Raw genomic sequence first — 18,123 nt, forward strand, 5'->3', positions numbered from 1 at the left:
TTCTCTTCGTCACTGAGGGAGGCGGTCATGGGCAGGTCGGAGTCGGTGCCGTCCGGGGAGCCGGACCGCCCCGAGGTGCCGGAACAGCGCCCCGGCGAGAGCCCCTATCTGCAGGTCCGGGACCTGCGGGTGCGGTTCGACACCGAGGACGGCGTGGTGAAGGCCGTGGACGGGGTCTCCTTCGCCGTCGAGCGGGGTCGCACCCTGGGCATCGTCGGGGAGTCGGGTTCGGGGAAGAGCGTCACGTCGCTGGCGATCCTCGGGTTGCACAACGCCAAGCGGGCCACCATCACGGGGGAGATCTCGGTGGGTGGCCGGCAGTTGGTCGGCATGCCGGAGGAGGAGGTCCGGCGGCTGCGGGGCCGGGACATGGCGATGATCTTCCAGGACCCGCTGTCCGCGCTGCACCCGTACTACACGGTCGGGAAGCAGATCGCCGAGGCGTACCGGGTGCACCACCCGAGGGCCGGGAAGCGGGAGGCCCGGACCCGGGCCGTGGACATGCTGGGCCGGGTGGGGATCCCGCAGCCCGGGAAGCGGTTCGACCAGTATCCGCACGAGTTCTCCGGGGGTATGCGGCAGCGCGCGATGATCGCGATGGCGCTGGTCAACGACCCGGACCTGCTGATCGCCGACGAGCCGACCACCGCCCTGGACGTGACGGTGCAGGCGCAGATCCTGGACCTGCTCAGCGACCTCCAGGAGGAGTTCCGGTCGGCGATCATCCTGATCACCCACGACCTGGGTGTGGTGTCGCAGGTGGCCGACGACGTCCTGGTCATGTACGGGGGCCGGGCGGTCGAGCACGGCAGTGTGGAGCAGGTGTTGCGGCGGCCGCAGCATCCGTACACCTGGGGGTTGTTGTCGAGCGTGCCGTCGCTGCACGGTGACGCGGACGCGGACCTGTTGCCGATCGCGGGCAACCCGCCGTCGTTGATCAATCTGCCGCCGGGGTGCGCGTTCCACCCGCGCTGCCGCTACGCCGGCCGCAACGGCGACCGCTCCCGCACCGAGGTGCCCGAGCTGCGGGCGGCCGGGGAGGCGGGGCACCTGGTCGCCTGCCACCTGCCGGCGGAGGAGCGCACCCGGCTCTACCAGCAGGACATCGCCCAGGTGGGAGTGGCCCGATGAGCACCGAGACCGAGCCGCTGCTGCGCGTGCGGGGGCTGACGAAGCACTTCCCGGTGCGGGAGGGCTTCCGCGCCAAGGGGGCCGTGCGGGCGGTCGACGGCCTGGACTTCGACGTGCGGCCGGGGGAGACCCTGGGCCTGGTCGGGGAGTCGGGCTGTGGGAAGACCACCACGGGCCGGATGCTGGTGCGGCTGCTGGAACCGACCGCCGGCAGCATCGAGTTCGACGGGCGGGACATCACCCACGCCCGCCGGGGCCAGTTGCGGCCGCTGCGGCAGGACCTGCAGATCATCTTCCAGGACCCGTACGCCTCGCTGAACCCCCGGCACACCGTCGGGCGGATCGTGGCCATGCCGCTGCAGGTCAACGGCATCAACCCGCCCGGCGGCACCAAGAAGCGCGTCCAGGAACTCCTGGAACTGGTCGGGTTGAACCCGGAGCACTACAACCGGTACCCGCACGAGTTCTCCGGCGGCCAGCGGCAGCGCATCGGCATCGCCCGCGCCCTGGCCCTGCGGCCCAAGCTCATCGTCGCGGACGAGCCGGTCTCCGCCCTCGACGTCTCCATCCAGGCCCAGGTCATCAACCTCCTGCGCGACCTGCAACGCGACCTCGACCTGGCCTTCGTCTTCATCGCCCACGACCTCGCCGTGGTGCGGCACTTCTGCCACCGCGTCGCCGTCATGTACCTCGGCAAGATCGTCGAGATCGGCGACCGCGACGACATCTACCAGCGCCCGCAGCACCCCTACACCCGGGCCCTGCTGTCGGCCATCCCCGACGTCACCACCCTCGGGCCCGCCGGCCGGATCCGGCTCACCGGTGACGTGCCCACGCCGCTCAACCCACCGTCCGGCTGCCGCTTCCGCACCCGCTGCTGGAAGGCGCAGGAGCGGTGCGCCACCGAGGAACCGGCGCTGGTCACCCGGGACGGCGGCGGCCAGCTGGCCGCCTGCCACTATCCGGAGAGCGGACCGATCGGCGTCGCGACCAGCGAGCCTCTGGAGGTGTCGCAATGAGCCTGTCCCCGGTCGAGGGCGCGGCGCGGGCCGATCTGGAGCCGGCCGCCGACCCCGTGAAGCCCGACGAGCAGGGCATCGTCGGCCGGTCACCCGGCCAACTCGCCTGGGCCCGGCTGCGCCGGGACCGCACGGCCATGGTCAGCGGCGCCGTGCTGGTGCTCTTCGTCGTGCTGGCGCTCGCCGCGCCGCTGATCTCCAGGCTGTACGGGGTGGGCCCGAACGAGCAGTTCCAGCACCTCCTGGACGGCAACGGCATGCCGCTGGGCTACGTCGGCGGGATCACCGGCGACCACTGGTTCGGGCTGGAGCCGCGGCTCGGCCGGGACATCTTCATCCGCATGATCTACGGCATGCGGACGTCGCTGTTCATCGCGTTCGCGGCCGCCCTGGTGACCACCGCGATCGGGGTGGTGGCCGGCATCCTCGCCGGCTTCCTCGGCGGGATCGTCGACACGGTGATCAGCTGGATCACCGACGTGGCGCTGGCCCTGCCCTTCCTCATCTTCGCCCTCGCCGTGGTGCCGACCGTGGGGCTGCGCTTCTACGGCCCGCGGGAGGAGGTGCCGCCGGCGTTCCAGGTGACCGTGCTCATCGGCATCTTCGCCGCGTTCGGCTGGACGAGCACCGCCCGGCTGGTCCGCGGTCAGGTGATCTCGCTGCGCGAACGGGAGTTCGTGGAGGCCGCCAGGGCCAGCGGCGCCGGGCTGGGGCACATGCTGTTCCGGCAGCTCCTGCCCAACCTCTGGGCGCCGATCCTGGTCGCGTTCTCGCTCGCCGTGCCGTCGTACATCACCGGTGAGGCGGCGCTGTCCTTCCTCGGCATCGGCATCCTCGAACCCACCGCCGACTTCGGCCGGATGATCTTCCAGAGCATCCCGTACCTGCAGACCGACCCGGCGTACGTGTTCTTCCCCGGCGTCACGATCTTCATCCTCGTGCTCGCCTTCAACCTGCTCGGCGACGCGCTGCGTGACGCGCTCGACCCGAAGTCGTCCCGGTAGGGGTGGAGCCTCATGACCCGATTCCTGGTACGCCGACTGCTCACCGCGGTCCTCACCCTCTTCGCGGTGAGCGTGCTCAGCTTCCTCATGTTCTTCGGCCTGCCCCGCGACCCGGTCAGCGGCATGTGCCCGAAGAACTGCAACGCCGAACGGATGGAGCGGGTCCGCGAGGAACTGGGCCTGCGTGACCCGCTGCCCGAGCAGTACGCCAACTACATGAAGGGCATCGTCACGGGTCGGGACCTGGGCAGCTCCCAGGGCGGCCGGTGCGACGCCCCCTGCCTCGGCTACTCCTACGTCAACAGCGAGGCGGTCACCGACACCCTGACCCGGGTGCTCCCGGTGACGCTGAGCATCGTCATCCCGGCGGCGGTGCTCTGGCTGGTGCTCGGCGTCGGGCTGGGCATGATCTCGGCGCTGAGGCGGGGCACCCTGCTGGACCGGCTGGCCATCGGCTTCTCGCTGGCCGGCGCCTCGATGCAGCTCTACTTCGTCGGCGCGGTGCTGCTCCTGATCTTCACCTACAACCTGCGGATCACGCCGACACCCGGCTACACCTCCATCTTCGACAATCCGGTGAAGTGGGCCAGCGGGCTCGTCCTCGCCTGGGTCTGCCTGGCCTTCCTCTTCTCGGCGATCTACGCCCGGCTCTCCCGGGCCCAGATGCTGGAGACGCTCTCCGAGGACTTCGTCCGCACCGCGCGGGCCAAGGGCCTGGCCAAACCCAAGGTGTACGGCCGGCACGCGCTGCGCGCGGCGATCACGCCGATCGTCACCATCGCCGGCCTGGACGTGGGCAGTGCGCTGGGCGGCACGGTCATCACCGAGACCACCTTCGGCATCCAGGGACTCGGCCGCACCGCGGTGGACGCGGTCAAGAGCGGTGACCTGCCGACCATCATGGCCACCGTGCTGATCTCGGCGGTCTTCATCGTGGTCGCCAACATCGTGGTCGACCTGCTCTATGCCGCCATCGACCCCCGGGTCCGGTTGCGATAGCGCAACGGCGCCCGGCAGGGCGTGGAGAAATCCACCGCTCTCTGTTACACAAACCGTAGTTTTCCTACGTCGTCTGACGAGGCTCCGGATAGGGAGGAGGCGCAGATGCGCCTGAAGAGGGCAGCCGCCACGGGCGGCGCGCTCGCACTGCTCGTGGTGATGGGGGCGTGCAGCGAGAACAAGGGCACCGACGGCGACTCCGGCGAGACCCGGGTGCAGAGCGGCTCCATCGCCACCGACCCGAAGGACTCGATGGGGCCGGCCGCCGAGGTGCCGGGCGCGGCCAAGGGCGGGACCTTCCGGGTGATCCGGGAGACCAAGATCTCGCACCTCGACCCGCAGCGGGTCTACTCGTTCGCCGGCCTGATGAACGCCCCGCTCTACAGCCGCTTCCTGACCACGTTCAAGGACGACGGCTCGGGCAAGGTGACCCTGGTCGGCGACCTCGCCGAGACCCCGGGCACCGACGTCAACAAGGACTGCAAGGTCTGGGAATTCAAGATCAAGGACGGGGTGAAGTTCGAGGACGGCAGCCCGATCACCTCCAAGGAGATCGCGTACGGCATCGCCCGCTCCTTCGACCCGGACCTGACCGGCGGCCCGACCTACCTGCAGGAGTGGCTCGCCAACGACCCGCAGTACGACACCAAGTGGGACTTCAAGGCGAACAAGACCTCGCTGCCGCCGGGCCTGACCACGCCGGACGCGAAGACGCTCAAGTTCGAGTTCGCCAAGCCGCACTGTGACCTGCCGTTCGCGGCGTCCCTGCCGTACACCGCGCCGCTGAAGGCCGACAAGGACACCGGCGTCAACCTGGACAACCAGCCGTTCTCCTCCGGGCCCTACAAGATCACCAAGAACACCGCCGGTGTCGAGCTGGTGATGGAGCGGAACGAGAACTGGGACCCGAAGACCGACCCGGTGCGCCACGCGTACCCCGACAAGATCGTCTGGAACTACGGCCCGGACGCCGAGGCGGGCGCCAACCGGGTGATCTCCGACAACGGCGACGACCAGTCGGCGCTGGCCTGGAACGGTGTGCCGTCGGCGCTTGTCGCCCGGGTCACCGGCGACGCGTCGCTCAAGGACCGCTCGGTGCGCGGCCAGACCCCCAGCCTGTGGCGGCTGACCATCAACACCCAGCGGGTCACCGACCTGTCGGTGCGCCAGGCGCTCAACTACGCGATCGACCGGGACGGCTTCGTCAAGGCGTACGGCGGTGAGGCCTCCGCCAAGGCGGTCACCACGCTGATGCCGCCGTCGACCATCGGCTGGGAGAACTACGACGCCTACCCGGCCGGCCCGAGCGGCAACGTCGAGAAGGCCAAGGAGCTGCTCGCCGGCAAGACCCCGGAGCTGGTGCTCGGCATCAGCGACGACTCGCCGGAGCTGGCCACCCAGCTCAAGGCCAACCTGGAGAAGGCCGGCTTCAAGATCACGGTGAAGACCATCCCGACCGACGCCAAGCTCGACGAGACCAGCAAGAAGAACAACCCGTACGACCTCTGGACCGACCAGTGGGCGGCGGACTGGCCGAGCGGCGCGGCGATCCTGCCGGTGCTCTTCGACGGTCGCACCATCAAGGCCGAGAGCAACAGCAACACCTCGTACGTGAACAGCGACGAGATCAACAAGGAGTTCGACCGCATCCTCGCCATGCCCGCCGGTGAGCAGGGCAAGGAGTGGGCCAAGCTCGACAAGCGGATCATGACCGAGCTGGCCCCGGCCGTGCCGCTCTTCGTCGAGCAGGGCTACTACCTGCACGGCTCCAAGGTGGGCGGGATCTACCTGTCCAGCATCTTCGGCTACCCCGCCTTCACGAACGTCTACGTGAAGCAGTGACGGCCTGAGCGCGCGGGGCCCCGGTCCGATCCGGCCGGGGCCCTCGCGCGTTCACAGGTGCCGGCGGACGAAGTCCAACTCCAGCCGGAGCAGCCGCTCGGCCACCCCGCCGGCGGCCATGTGGCTGGCCCCGGTGAGCGGCAGCACGGCGTGCGGCCGGCCCGCGGCCAGCAGCGCCGCCGAGAGCCGCAGCGTGTGCGCGGCCAGCACGTTGTCGTCGACCAGGCCGTGCACCAGCAGCATCGGCCGGGCCTGCGCCGGGTCGCCGACCGGCTCGGCGGCCAGCTCGACCAGCGAGTGGTGGGCGTAGACGTCCATCCCGTCGTCCGGCATGCCCAGGTAGCGCTCGGTGTAGGCGGTGTCGTACAGCGTCCAGTCGGTGACCGGCGCGCCGACGACCGCGCACCGGAACAGCTCCGGGTGGCGCAGCACCGCCAGCCCGGCCAGCCAGCCGCCGAACGACCAGCCGCGCACCGCCACCCGCTCCAGGTCCAGGTCCGGGTGCTTGCCGGCGAGTGCGGTCAGCGCGTCCACCTGGTCGGTCAGGATCACGTCGGCCACGCGCCGGTGGATGGCCTTCTCGAAGGAGGGGGCGATGCCCGGGGTGCCCCGGTTGTCGATGGTCACCACCGCGAAGCCCTGCTCGGCCCACCACTGCCGCTCCAGCCAGGCCCCCCGCGCGGCGATCACCTCCTGGTGGCCCGGGCCGCCGTAGATGTCCAGCAGCACCGGCAGCTTCGTGCCCTTGACGTGCTCCCCGGGATAGAGGACCGCGCTCGGCAGCCGCCGGTCGGTCACCCGGACCAGCGTCGGCCGCGGCGCGTACGGCGGCGTCGCGGCGCGCGAGGCCAGCTCACCAACCTCGCGGTCGCCGTGCCACACCCGCCACCGGGTGCCCGGGTGCTCCAGCGAGGCCACGCCCACCGCCAGCGTGCTGCCGCCGATCGCGGCGGTGTGCCAGCCCGGGTCGCTGCCCATCCGGCGGGCGTCCACCCCGCCGCCGATCGCCGTCCGCACCCGGTAGAGGTGGCGCTGGCTCGGCTCGCCCTCGCTCGCCTCGACCAGCAGGTCCGCCGCCGAGTTCGGGCCGGCGGGCAGCCGGCCCACCACCCGCCGCACGTAGAGCGAGGGCGGGGTGAGCAGGGTGCCGTCGGCGAACAGGCAGCGGGCGTCGTAGCCGTCGTGGGCCAGCTCGCCGCCGACCAGCACCCGCCCGTCGGGCAGGTATGCCGGGGTGCCCGGGATCGGCTCCACCCAGCGCGGGTCGGCCAGTTCCGCGTGCACCTGCGTCTCCCCGGTGCGCGGGTCCACGGCCAGCACCAGCCCGTGCTGCTGCGACCGGCGCAGCACGGTGATCAGCGGGCCGCCGTCCGCCCAGTCCACCGACGTCAGGTACGGGTAGGTCTCCCGGTCCCAGTGCACGTCGACCCAGCCGCCGTCGAGGTCCAGCAGGTGCAGGCTGACCTCCGCGTTCGGCCCACCCGACCGGGGGTACGCGACGGTGGTCGGCGGGCTCGCCGGGTCGGCCGGGTCGTGCAGGTGCCAGCGGTCCAGCCGGGACTCGTCCACCCGGGCGGCCAGCACCGAGCGCCCGTCCGGGGCCCACCAGTAGCCGCGGAACCGGCTGAACTCCTCGGCCGCGATGTGCTCGGCCAGCCCCCAGGTCACCCCGCTGTCCTCGCCGGCGAGCAGGTTGTCCGTGCCGTCCGGCTCGACCACCCGAAGCTGGCCGCGGCGTACCCCCTCGGCGGCGTCGGTGACGTAGGCCAGCCGCGCGCCGGTCGGGTCGGGACGCGGGTCGATCACCGGGCCGACGGCCGTCACCTCGACCACGTCGCGGTGCACCAGGTCGGCCCGGAACAACCGGCCGGCCAGCGCGAACGCGGCCACCCGGCCGGCGCCGTCCAGGGCGTACGAGCCGATGCCGGCGGCGCTGAGCCGCAGCCGCTCGCGCAGCGCCCGCTCGCCCGGCGCCAGCTCGGCCGGCTCGCCGTCGGTGCCGAGCAGCACCGCCGGATCGGCGACGAGGTGCTCCTCGCCGGAGGCGACGTCGAGCAGCCAGAGCGCGTCGGCGGGGTCCTCCGGACCCGACGAGCGCAGGAAGACGACCCGGGAACCATCGTCGGCGACGGAGACGGCGCGCGGCGCCCCGTGGCTGAACCGACGGGTGCGGGCGGCCAGCTCGGGAAAGTCCACGCCTGTAGAGAGTAGGCGCGCGCCGGGCGTGATGTGGCCGACCTGGGCGGACGCGTAAGCATCGGGCGGGGAGGACCGCCAGTTAGAGTGACGGGCGTGACGACGCTGCCCGACCGACGCCTGCTGCTGGTCCACGCGCACCCCGACGACGAGTCGATCGGCACCGGCGCGACGATGGCGCACTACGCCGCCACCGGCGCCCACGTCACGCTGGTGACCTGCACGCTGGGCGAGGAGGGCGAGATCCACGTGCCGGCGCTGGCCCAGCTCGCCGCGGCCGAGGCCGACCAGCTCGGCGGCTACCGGATCGGCGAGCTGGCGGCCGCCTGCGCCGCGCTCGGCGTCACCGACCACCGCTTCCTCGGCGGCGCGGGCCGCTACCGCGACTCGGGGATGATGGGGCTGGCCACCAACGAGCACCCCCGGGCGTTCTGGCAGGCCGACCTCGACGAGGCCGCCGGCCACCTGCTGGCGGTGATCCGCGAGGTCCGCCCGCAGGTGATGATCACGTACGACCCGAACGGCTTCTACGGCCACCCCGACCACATCCAGGCGCACCGGGTGGCGATGCGCGCTGTCGAGCTCGCCGCGGCCGAGGGGATCGCCCCGGCGAAGGTCTACTGGACGGCGATGCCGCGCGGCGTGCTGGAGGCCGGCCTGGACGCGTTCACCGAGTCGGCGGACAACCCCTTCGCCGGCATCGAGAACATCGACGACCTGCCCTTCGGCACCCCGGACGCGGGGATCGCCGCGCGGATCGACGCCACCGACCAGCACGCCGCCAAGGAGGCGGCGATGCGGGCGCACGCCACCCAGATCCCGGCGAACTCCTGGCTCTACTCGATCGCCGGCAACTTCGGCGCCGAGTTCATGGGGGTCGAGTACTTCACCCTCGCGGTCGGCGGCAAGGGCCCGGGCAGTGGCCCGTACGGCTGGGAGGACGACCTCTTCGCCGGGTTGGCGGTGAACGGGCCGGACCGGTCCCCGGTCACGGCGGCCGGTCTCCGGTGACGCTGCCCGCCGTACCCATGTCGGTCGCCCCCGAGCAGCAGCCCGCCGCGCCGCCCGAGCCGGCGGGGCGGGCGGTCGACCTCGCGCTGCGCGTGGCCGGCGGGGTGGTGGCGGTCTGGGCCGGCGTGCTCGCCGCGGTGCTCGACCTGCTCTTCGCCACCTGGGCGTGGGAGGTGGTCGGAGGCCTTTCGGGGGCCGGAAAAGCCCTGGTCGGCATCTCGCTGGCGGTGGGCGGGATCGCCGCGGTGGTGGTGCTGACGGTGCTGGTGAGCTGGTTCGCGCACCTGGCGGTCGGCACCCGCTGGGCGGCGGTGCTGGCCGCCCTGCCCTGGTTCGTGGTGATCGTCGCGGGCGGCTTCCGCACCGTCGAGGGAGACCTCGCGCTCAGCGGCGACAACGCGCTCGGCCTCGGGCTGATCGTGGCCGGGGCGATCACCTTCGCGGTGATGGGCTTCCGGCAGATCGTGGTGCCACCCGCCGTCCGCTGAGGGTGCAGACGCCGCACAGGTTGCGGTGGTAGATATTCCTGCCAGGAGCCCACCAAGGCGGCGGGCGGTACGGCGGGAGGCGTGCGATGTTCCAGCGGTGGCGTGCGGTCGGCGTGCTGGCGGCCGCGTTGTTCGTGGTCAACGTGGCGGCCCGGTTGGTCATCAAGTTCGCGTACCCGGACGACGACACCGCCGCCGGCCGCGTCTCGCTGGTGATGTTCCTGGTCATCGGGCTGATCCTGGCCGCGACGGCGTTCCGCTGGGGCGCGGACCGGCCGGCCGCCCACTGGACCGGCGACCTGGCCGTCGCGGTGGTCGCGGCGCTGGCGCTGACCGTCTTCGTCGGCCCGCTGCTGGTCGGCGAGAACCCGTTCGACGGGGGCGCCGGCCTCTTCTTCGCCCAGATCTGGCTCTACCTCGCGGCCACGGTGGCCGGCGTGCTGGTCGGCTACCTGACCCTCACCGCGCTGGGCCGCGACCACCGCTCGCGGCAGCTCAAGCGCTACGCCGAGCTGAAGGCGACCAAGCCCCGCAAGGTCGTCCGCCGCTGAGGCCGGGCCCGGCCCGGGCGGCGGATCCCGCCCGGCGCCGGCCCTGGGGCGCGGCGTCCAGGCGGGACCGGCCCGCTGCGGCGTGCGGCTGTCGTGCGCCGGCTACGGCCGGGGCTTCCGCGTGCAGGGAAGGGGCGGCGAGTCGACCGACTCGACGGCCTGGCCGGCGTCAGTCGTGATCATGGTGCCCTCGGGCGTGACCACCTCGTCCACCCGGTCCATCTCCGGCGGCACCATCGAGGCCACCACCCGGTCCGCCGCCGCCAGCGTCGACGCCCCGGGGCGGGCATCGCCGGTGACCCGGACCGGCTGCCGGTCGCCGTCGTCCGTGACGGTGTCGTGGGTGCCCGACCGGTGCCGCGGGATGCGGGCGCCGGAGCCGCTGTCCTCCCCGTCGCGCTGCGCGGGCGTGCGGTCGGCCGGGGAGGCCGGCAGCGCCGGCAACGGGGTCGCCTCCGTGCCGGCGCCCTCCAGCTCCGCGGCGCGGCGCTCGACCTCCTCGACCTCCGGGGCCTGCGGCGCGACGTCCGCGAGTTCCGCCGCCCGCCGCTCCACCTCCGCGAGCTCCGTCGTGTCCGGCGCCGCGCCCGCCGGCGTGGCCGAGCGGCGCGCGGTCGTGCCGGAGCCGCTGCGGGAGCCGGAGCTGCCGCGAGAGCCGGAGCTGCCCCGGGAGCCGGAGCTGCCGCTGGAGCGGGTGGTCTTCCGGCCTTCGCGGAGGGCCTTGACGAGCGCGTCGACCAGGTCGGGCTTGCGCAGGTCGGCGGTGCCGGTGACGCCGCGCCGGCGGAGGCGGTCGCGGAGCTGGTCGACCGTGAGGCGGGCGATCTCGCTCTCGTTGACCTCGGGGGTGTTCGGTGTCTGGTTGCCGGGTTGTTCGCCGCCGGTGCCGCGACCGCGGGGCGCGGAACCGGCGCCCGAGCGGCCGCCCGTGCCGCGCCGGCCGGGTCCGGAGGCGGACGAGGCCCGGTCGCGACCGGAACCCGAGCCGCCGCGTGAACGGGTGGTCTTCCGGCCCTCGCGCAGGGCCTGGATGAGCGCGTCGACGAGGTCGGGCTTGCGCATGTCGGCGGTGCCGGTGACGCCGCGCCGGCGGAGCCGGTCGCGGAGCTGGTCCACCTTCAGGCGGGCGATCTCGCTCTCGTTGATGTCGGGGGTGTCCGGCGTCTGGTTGCCGGGCTGGTTCTTGGTTGCCGCCGCGCCGCTCCCGCGCCGCGCCGTGTGCTGCTTGGCCATCGAGCAGGTCCTTCCTCACCGGGGTACGGATCTCTCCGTACCCCGGACGACCTGCCGGAACCCTTCGATCAGTCCGGGGCGACCCGGGTCAGGTAGGTGTGGTGGGTGGTGAAGCCGAGCCGCTGGTAGAGGGCCACGGCGGGGGCGTTGCGCTGCTCCACCTGGAGAAAGGCGTGGGTGGCGCCCTCCGCCCGGCCCCAGTCGGCCAGCGCCCGGATGACCGCGCCGGCGAAACCGCGCCGGCGGGCTTCGGGTAGCACCTCGATGAGCGTGAGGCCGAGCCAGCGCCCCTCGCCGGTGACCGTGCCCCGGCCCACCGCGAGCAGCTGGCCGTCGACGTGCAGGTGGGCGAAGCGGATCCGGTCCACGGCGGTCAGCACGTGCCGGGCGGCGTCCGGCAGCCCGCCCTTGCGGCCGGCGGCCACCGCCAGCCACTCCGCCGAGGGCGCCGGCGAGAGGCCGACCGGGGGCGGGTCGGGGTGCCCCGGCGGCAGCGCGGCGAGCGGCGTGGTCTGCACCAGCACCGGTGGGCGGGCGGACCAGCCGCGCGCGTCCAGCTCGGCGCCGACCGGTGCGGCCAGCGGCAGCGGGGTGTTGACCATGGCGGGCTGGCCGCGCTCGGCGTACCAGCGCTGCACCGCGTCCAGCGCGGCGGGGAGCGGGCGGTCCGGGTCGCCGATCGGCAGCGCGGTGTTCGCCCGGCCGGTCCAGCCCGCGGCGCTGCGCAGCAGCCAGTCGCCGAGCCGGCCGCGTACCGGGGCGGGCCACGCCTCGTCGGCGGCCAGCTCCAGGGCGACCACGGCGGCGGCCGTCGGCCGGCGGGCCGGCGGCACCCGCTTCGCGCGGTGCACCTGCTCCACGGGGACCCGCAGCCGGCCCCGGTCGGTGGCCAGCGTGATGTGGGTCTCGCTCAGCTCGACCAGTTCACCGAGCGCGTCGGTGAAGAGCGGCCGGCCTTCGCGAATCCCCACAATCCGGCGGACCACGATCCGGTGTCCCACGTCCTGCTGTCGGAGCACGATCGACCCCCTCCCCGGCGAGATACTAGGCTCTTACCGTCGCGGATGATCGCGACGAGTCTTGCGGAGGAGAAGACCGGTGACCTACATCATCGCCGAGCCGTGCGTGGATGTGCTCGACAAGGCATGCATCGAGGAGTGCCCGGTCGACTGCATCTACGAGGGCAATCGGATGCTCTACATCCACCCCGACGAGTGCGTCGACTGTGGTGCCTGTGAGCCGGTCTGCCCGGTCGAAGCGATCTTCTACGAGGACGACGTCCCGGAGCAGTGGAAGGACTACACCGGGGCGAACTACGAGTTCTTCGAGGACCTGGGCTCGCCGGGCGGCGCCTCCAAGATCGGCAAGGTGGAGAAGGACGCGACCTTCGTGGCCGCGCAGCCGCCGCGCGGAGAGGGCCACTGAACCGGCCCGCGCCGGTCTCGTCGCGGCTGCCCGAGTTCACCTGGGACACCCTGGACGCGGCGGCCGCGACGGCCGCGGCGCACCCGGACGGTCTGATCAACCTCTCGATGGGCACGCCGGTCGACCCGGTGCCGGCGCTGATCCGGCAGGCGCTGGCCGACGCGTCGGACGCGCCGGGCTACCCGCTCACCGCGGGCACCCCGGCGCTCCGGGACGCGATCGCGGCCTGGGTGGCCCGCGCCTGCGGGGCGGGCGTCGACGGGCTCGGGGTGCTGCCCACGATCGGCTCCAAGGAGCTGGTCGCCTGGCTGCCCACGCTGCTCGGCGTCGGCCCCGGTGACGTGGTCGTGGTGCCGTCCATCGCCTACCCGACGTACGAGGACGGGGCCCGGCTGGCCGGCGCCACCACGGTGCGCACCGACTCGCTGACCGCCCTCGGTCCCGACCCGCGGGTCCGGCTGGTCTGGGTGAACTCGCCCGGCAACCCGACCGGGCGGGTGCTGCCCGCCGGGCACCTGCGCAAGGTGGTCGACTGGGCGCGGGAGCGCGGTGCGGTGGTCGCCAGCGACGAGTGCTACCTGCCGCTGGGCTGGGACGCCGAGCCCGTCTCGGTCCTCTCGCCGGAGGTGTGCGGCGGCTCGTACGCGGGCGTGCTGGCGGTGCACTCGCTCTCCAAGCGCTCCAACCTGGCCGGCTACCGGGCCGGCTTCGTGGCCGGCGATCCGGCGCTGGTGGCCGAGCTGCTCAAGATCCGTAAGCACGCCGGCATGATCGTGCCCGCCCCGGTGCAGGCCGCCATGGTGGCCGCGCTGGGCGACCAGGCGCACGCCGACGCGCAGCGGGAGCGCTACCGGGCCCGGCGGGAGAAGCTGTACGCGGCCTTCACCGGCGCCGGCTTCACGGTCGAGCACTCCGAGGCGGGGCTCTACCTCTGGATGACCCGGGACGAGGACTGCTGGGACACCGTCGACTGGCTGGCCCGCCGGGGCATCCTGGTCGCCGCCGGCGTCTTCTACGGCCCGGCCGGCGCCCGGCACGTCCGGGTGGCGCTGACCGAGTCCGACGAGCACGTCGACGCGGTCGCCGGCCGGCTCGCCCAGCTCTGACCCGTCCGTCGCGGCGGCCGGCCCCGAAGGGTCGACCGCCGCGACCGGGTCAGTCGTTGATCTGCTCGAACACCCGCAGCAGGGTGTCCCGGCTGTGCTTCTCCAGGAACTCGCTGGCCATCAGCTCCTGCACCTGCACGGTCCGGCCGTCGTGGAGGGTGATGGCCGCCTTCAGCGGCACCCGCTTGGTCACCTCGACCGAGCGGATCTCCTCGTAGGGCAGGAACGGGTTCCGGCTGGCCACCTCGGCGACCGGCGCCGCGCTCAGCACCTCCTTGAGCCGCTTCTCACCCTCGTGCGCCTTCCCCGGGTCGGGGACCAGGACCAGGCCGTTGTCCAGCACGTACACGTCGTGCTCCCGGCCGTCGATCTTGATGTTGGCGAGCGCGGCGATCAGGTCGGCGTTCCGCGCCGACGCCCGGGCCTGGACCACCGTCGACTGCCGCACGTCGACGCCCAGCTCGGCCAGCCGGGCGAGCGCCTCGTCGAGGGTCTCCGGGGCGACCGCCAGCTTGGCGATCTCGGCCAGGTCCCACGGCTCGCCGGAGCGACCGACCAGCCGGGCGGGTTCGGACCAGGAGAGCTGCCAGTACGCCCGGCCCGAGCGGACCGCCGCGTTGTCGAGCAGCGTCTCCATCGGGCCGGCGAAGGCGGCCGCCGCCTCCCGGCGGGTGGCGTTGGTGAAGAACTGCTCGGCGAACTCACCGAGCCGGCCGGTGCGGACCAGGTCCAGCACGGTGGGCAGGCCCGGCTCCGGCGTGCCGGTGAACCGGCCGGCCGCGCGGTAGATCCGGTCCGCCCGCTGCTGCACCCCGGCGGCGATCGACTCGGCGATGAACTCCGGCCAGGGCAGCAGGCGGCGGGAGCCGTGCGCGACGATCAGGCTCTGGAGCGCCCGGCCGGCGCCCACCACGTCGGCGAGCATGGTCCAGGCCGGCCGGTCGTCCGGCGCGACGTGCACCGGAGGGATCTGGTCCATCGCGGCGACGCGTGCGCCGATCGGCGGGTGGGTGTCCCAGCGGGATGCCGGCAGCTCCGGCGCGTTCTCCCGCAGCTTGTCGATCTCGTCCCGACGCGCCTGGAGGAGGTGGCCGAAGCCGCCGAAGAAGTCGTCCGGCGCCAGCCCGACCGACCAGCCCGGGTCGACGTACCGGGTCTCGTAGAAGCGCCAGGCGGCGTCGAGGGCGGGCAGGGTCCGCAGCGCCGAGGCCGCGGCCTGGTGCCCGGCGATCTGCACCGACGCGCGGTCCGCCTCCAGTTCCTGGCGACGGGACGCGGCGTTGTCGACCATCAGGTAGAGCTTCGCGTACTGCTTGAAGACCCAGCCGATCGGGTTTCGCGGGCTGATCCGCTCGATGGTCTCGCCGATGGCCAGCCGGCCCCGGTAGGCGACCCCGCCCAGCCGGGTGTGTTGGCCGGAGTAGTGGCCCAGCTCGTGCGCCAGCACCGAGCGGAGCTGGTCGACCCGCATGGCCTGGAGCAGCGGCAGTCCGACGTAGAGGGTGCGCCGGCCGCCGATCAGGCCGAGCAGCCGGCTCTGCTCGCCGACCGCCGCGTTCACCTCCGGCACCAGGCGGATCTCGTCCGGCGCGCGGGTGCCGACCGCCGTGGCCAGCTCGCGCACCGTGGCCCAGAGCCACGGCGCGGCCCGCTCGTCCAGGATCAGGCCGGGCGCCGGCTCGTTCTTCGTACGGATCGCCTTCCACAGCCCGACCCCGACCGCGCCGAGGGCGACCACCAGCGGGAGCAGCAGCTTGCCGGTGACCAGGCCGCTGGTGTGGCTGAACAGCCAGACGCCGAGCGCGGCCACGGCGGCGAGCTGGAGCAGCGCGACGACGTAGAAACCGATCAACATGACCACCGAGGCGAGCGCCCGGTTTGTCGCGGACATGTGCTTCCTTTCCCCGTGCGATAGGCCCGTCCCCCGTCGATGCCGGTCGGGCCGCCGGGGGACCCTACGACGTGAGTCCGACTCGGACAAGCCCCTTCCGTCCGCATCGTCCTCACCCATACGATCTGCGACGACCTGCACGGGGGAGGAGCGAGACATGTGGCCGTTCCGGCGGAGGACGGGACCGGACGACGCGGGCCCGGCGGTGGACCCGGCGATGGGTGATCCGGCCGCCCGGGCCCTCTGCGCCGCGCTGCGGGACCGGAACTGGCGGGCCGCCCGGGACGTCCTGGTCACCGTGACCGACCCCGACGACCGGGCCTTCTGCATGTACGCGGCCGGCCGGGTGCCGGACGTCCAGGAGTGGATCGGCGAGTGGGCCGACGCCGAGCCCCGCTCGACCCTGCCCCTGCTGGTCCGGGGCACCCATGCCGTGCACTGGGCGTGGCAGGCGCGGGGCTCCGCCTCCGCCTCCCGGACCCGCGAGGAGCAGTTCCGTGAGTTCCACCGGCGGCTGACGTTCGCCGAGAACCTGCTGGACGAGGTCGCCGCCCGGGACCCGGACGACACCACGGCGCGGGCCTTCCTGGTCACCGCGGCACGGGGCCGCCAGGTGGACCGGGACGAGGCGGACCGACGCTTCGCCGAGGTGGTCACCCGGCACCCCTGGCACCGGCTGGCCCACGCCCAGATGCTCCAGTACCGCTGCGCGAAGTGGTTCGGCAGCGACGAGCAGATGTTCGACTTCGCCCGCACCGCGGCGGCCAAGGCGCCGGCGGCCAGCGGGTTGGCCCACCTGGTGGCCTCGGCGCACCTGCAGATCTGGCTGAAGCTGCGGTCCGGCGAGGACGACCGGTACCTCCAGCGGGCCGAGGTGCGCGCCGAGCTGCGCGCCGCGGCGGACCACTCGGTGCGGCACTCCCGGCACGGGCGGTACGCCGGCTGGCCGACCCCGCACAACATGTTCGCCATGGCGTTCGCCGTGGGCGGTGACCGCGCCGCGGCGGCCGAGCAGTTCCGGATGATCGGCGACCAGGTCACCGAGCTGCCCTGGGCGTACGGCGGCAACCCGGTCCGGGTGTTCCGGAAGTGGCGGCGGAAGGTGACGGACAGCCCCGCCTGAATCCCGGACGGTATTCTCGGCGGGACTTCCAGCGGGGCCGATCCGGCTCCGGACGACGGGACGCCGAGGTGGGCCGATGGTGGGCGGGGCCGGCGGGCAGGCACGCGCGGCGGTGGTCGGCACCGGCCTGATCGGGGGATCGGTGCTGTTCCGGCTCCGCGACGCCGGGCTCGACGTGGCCGCCTGGGACCCGGACGAGGCGACCCGGCGGCGGGTCCGGGAGCAGGGCGGCACCGCGCCGGACACGATCGAGGAGGCGGTCGCCGGCCGGGACGTGGTCTTCCTCTGCGGCCCGCTGCCCACCCTGCCCGGCACGCTGGCCCGGGTGGCCGCGGCCACCGACGACCGGTGCGTGCTCACCGACGTGGGCAGCACCAAGGCCGAGGTGGCCATCGCCGCCGCCACGCAGGGGCTCGGGCACCGGTTCGTGCCGGGCCACCCGATGGCCGGCGCCGACCGCGCCGGTCTTGCCGCCGCCACCCCGGCGCTGCTCGACGGGGCCGCGTGGGTGCTCTGCCCGGGGCCGACCGGGATGGCCGCGTTCCGGCGGCTCGCCGCGCTGCTCATCGAGGTCTTCCACGCGCGGGTGGTGCCGATGTCCGCCCCCGAGCACGACAGCGCCGCCGCGCTCGCCTCGCACCTGCCGCACCTGCTCGCCGGTGCGCTGGCCGGGACGGTGCAGCGCTCGGCGCTGCGCGACGCGGTGCTCGCGCTCGCCGCCGGCAGCTTCTCCGACGGCACCCGGGTCGCCGGTGGTCCGCCCGAGCGGACCGCGAACATGCTGCTCGGCAACCGGGAGCGGGTGCTGGCCGAGCTGGACGCGGTCCGGGCCTACCTCGACGAGCTGGCCGAGACGCTCCGGGCCGGCGATTCCGGGAAGCTGGCCGGCCGGCTGGCCGAGGGCCGCACCGCCCGGGCCGCGCTGCGCGGCCGGGCGTTCACCGCCCACCGGAGGGAGTTCCCGGCCGCCGCCGACCACGCCGGGGAGCTGGCCTACCTGCGGGAGCTGGGCGCGGCCGGCGGCCACCTGACCGGGTGCCGGGTGGTGGGCGACGCGGTCGTCTACACCGCGCACCTTCCGGCCACCCCGCCACTAGGCTGAGC

Annotated in this window: 16 protein-coding genes; 12 read left to right on the forward strand and 4 right to left on the reverse strand. The window is 73.6% G+C overall.

What is annotated here, in order from left to right; all coding sequences use genetic code 11:
- The first annotated feature begins 27 nt into the window (after positions 1–27).
- The 5 genes from ACW0Q9_RS05245 (at position 28) to ACW0Q9_RS05265 (ending at position 5,995) form a co-directional block, all read left to right on the forward strand.
- Positions 28–1,131: an ABC transporter ATP-binding protein gene (locus ACW0Q9_RS05245; RefSeq protein WP_456178795.1), complete on the forward strand. Its 1,104-nt coding sequence runs from the start codon at positions 28–30 to the stop codon at positions 1,129–1,131.
- Positions 1,128–2,150: an ABC transporter ATP-binding protein gene (locus tag ACW0Q9_RS05250; RefSeq protein WP_456178796.1), complete on the forward strand. Its 1,023-nt coding sequence runs from the start codon at positions 1,128–1,130 to the stop codon at positions 2,148–2,150. Before ACW0Q9_RS05245 ends, ACW0Q9_RS05250 begins: the two co-directional genes overlap by 4 nt.
- The gene (locus ACW0Q9_RS05255) at positions 2,147–3,154 is read left to right on the forward strand and encodes an ABC transporter permease (protein WP_456178797.1); all 1,008 of its coding nucleotides are present in this window, start codon (positions 2,147–2,149) and stop codon (positions 3,152–3,154) included. Before ACW0Q9_RS05250 ends, ACW0Q9_RS05255 begins: the two co-directional genes overlap by 4 nt.
- 12 nt (positions 3,155–3,166) lie before the next feature.
- Positions 3,167–4,153 (forward strand): ABC transporter permease, encoded by a 987-nt coding sequence (locus ACW0Q9_RS05260; RefSeq protein ID WP_456178798.1) that lies wholly within the window; start codon positions 3,167–3,169, stop codon positions 4,151–4,153.
- 105 nt (positions 4,154–4,258) lie between these two features.
- Positions 4,259–5,995: an ABC transporter substrate-binding protein gene (locus ACW0Q9_RS05265; RefSeq protein ID WP_456178799.1), complete on the forward strand. Its 1,737-nt coding sequence runs from the start codon at positions 4,259–4,261 to the stop codon at positions 5,993–5,995.
- A 51-nt stretch (positions 5,996–6,046) separates the two neighbouring features.
- Here ACW0Q9_RS05265 and ACW0Q9_RS05270 read toward each other — a convergent pair whose 3' ends face one another.
- Positions 6,047–8,191 (reverse strand): prolyl oligopeptidase family serine peptidase, encoded by a 2,145-nt coding sequence (locus ACW0Q9_RS05270; protein WP_456178800.1) that lies wholly within the window; start codon positions 8,189–8,191, stop codon positions 6,047–6,049.
- Positions 8,192–8,278: 87 nt separating this feature from the next.
- Here ACW0Q9_RS05270 and mshB point away from each other — a divergent pair, with 87 nt between their 5' ends.
- The 3 genes from mshB (at position 8,279) to ACW0Q9_RS05285 (ending at position 10,241) form a co-directional block, all read left to right on the forward strand.
- On the forward strand, positions 8,279–9,202 hold the full coding sequence (gene mshB / locus ACW0Q9_RS05275; protein ID WP_456178801.1) for an N-acetyl-1-D-myo-inositol-2-amino-2-deoxy-alpha-D-glucopyranoside deacetylase: 924 nt from the start codon (positions 8,279–8,281) through the stop codon (positions 9,200–9,202).
- A gap of 17 nt (positions 9,203–9,219) precedes the next feature.
- The gene (locus ACW0Q9_RS05280) at positions 9,220–9,690 is read left to right on the forward strand and encodes a hypothetical protein (RefSeq protein WP_456178802.1); all 471 of its coding nucleotides are present in this window, start codon (positions 9,220–9,222) and stop codon (positions 9,688–9,690) included.
- An 86-nt stretch (positions 9,691–9,776) separates the two neighbouring features.
- Entirely contained in the window at positions 9,777–10,241 is a 465-nt protein-coding gene (locus ACW0Q9_RS05285) for a hypothetical protein (RefSeq protein ID WP_456178803.1), read from the forward strand.
- Between the two features lie 102 nt (positions 10,242–10,343).
- Here the strand turns inward: ACW0Q9_RS05285 and ACW0Q9_RS05290 are convergent, their stop codons facing one another.
- A complete protein-coding gene (locus tag ACW0Q9_RS05290; RefSeq protein WP_456178804.1) occupies positions 10,344–11,474 on the reverse strand; it encodes a hypothetical protein in 1,131 nt (376 codons plus the stop codon).
- 68 nt (positions 11,475–11,542) lie between these two features.
- Positions 11,543–12,493 carry a GNAT family N-acetyltransferase gene (locus ACW0Q9_RS05295; protein ID WP_456178805.1) on the reverse strand — a complete coding sequence of 317 codons (951 nt, stop codon included), beginning with the start codon at positions 12,491–12,493 and terminating at the stop codon, positions 11,543–11,545.
- 79 nt (positions 12,494–12,572) lie between these two features.
- On the opposite strand from ACW0Q9_RS05295, the gene fdxA reads away from it, so the two are divergent.
- Together fdxA and dapC are read left to right on the forward strand one after the other, a co-directional pair.
- Entirely contained in the window at positions 12,573–12,899 is a 327-nt protein-coding gene (fdxA, locus tag ACW0Q9_RS05300; RefSeq protein WP_007464872.1) for a ferredoxin, read from the forward strand.
- Positions 12,896–14,005, forward strand: coding sequence for a succinyldiaminopimelate transaminase (gene dapC, locus ACW0Q9_RS05305; protein WP_456178818.1), 1,110 nt, complete (start codon positions 12,896–12,898; stop codon positions 14,003–14,005). The genes fdxA and dapC overlap by 4 nt, the downstream gene beginning before the upstream one ends.
- A gap of 49 nt (positions 14,006–14,054) precedes the next feature.
- On the opposite strand, the gene ACW0Q9_RS05310 is transcribed toward dapC, so the two are convergent.
- Positions 14,055–15,896, reverse strand: coding sequence for a M48 family metallopeptidase (locus tag ACW0Q9_RS05310; RefSeq protein WP_456178806.1), 1,842 nt, complete (start codon positions 15,894–15,896; stop codon positions 14,055–14,057).
- Between the two features lie 217 nt (positions 15,897–16,113).
- Here ACW0Q9_RS05310 and ACW0Q9_RS05315 point away from each other — a divergent pair, with 217 nt between their 5' ends.
- Positions 16,114–17,019 (forward strand): DUF4034 domain-containing protein, encoded by a 906-nt coding sequence (locus ACW0Q9_RS05315; RefSeq protein ID WP_456178807.1) that lies wholly within the window; start codon positions 16,114–16,116, stop codon positions 17,017–17,019.
- A gap of 76 nt (positions 17,020–17,095) precedes the next feature.
- The gene (locus tag ACW0Q9_RS05320; RefSeq protein ID WP_456178808.1) at positions 17,096–18,121 is read left to right on the forward strand and encodes a prephenate dehydrogenase; all 1,026 of its coding nucleotides are present in this window, start codon (positions 17,096–17,098) and stop codon (positions 18,119–18,121) included.
- The last annotated feature ends 2 nt before the right edge of the window (positions 18,122–18,123 follow it).

The organism is Micromonospora sp. I033 (genome assembly GCF_053890995.1).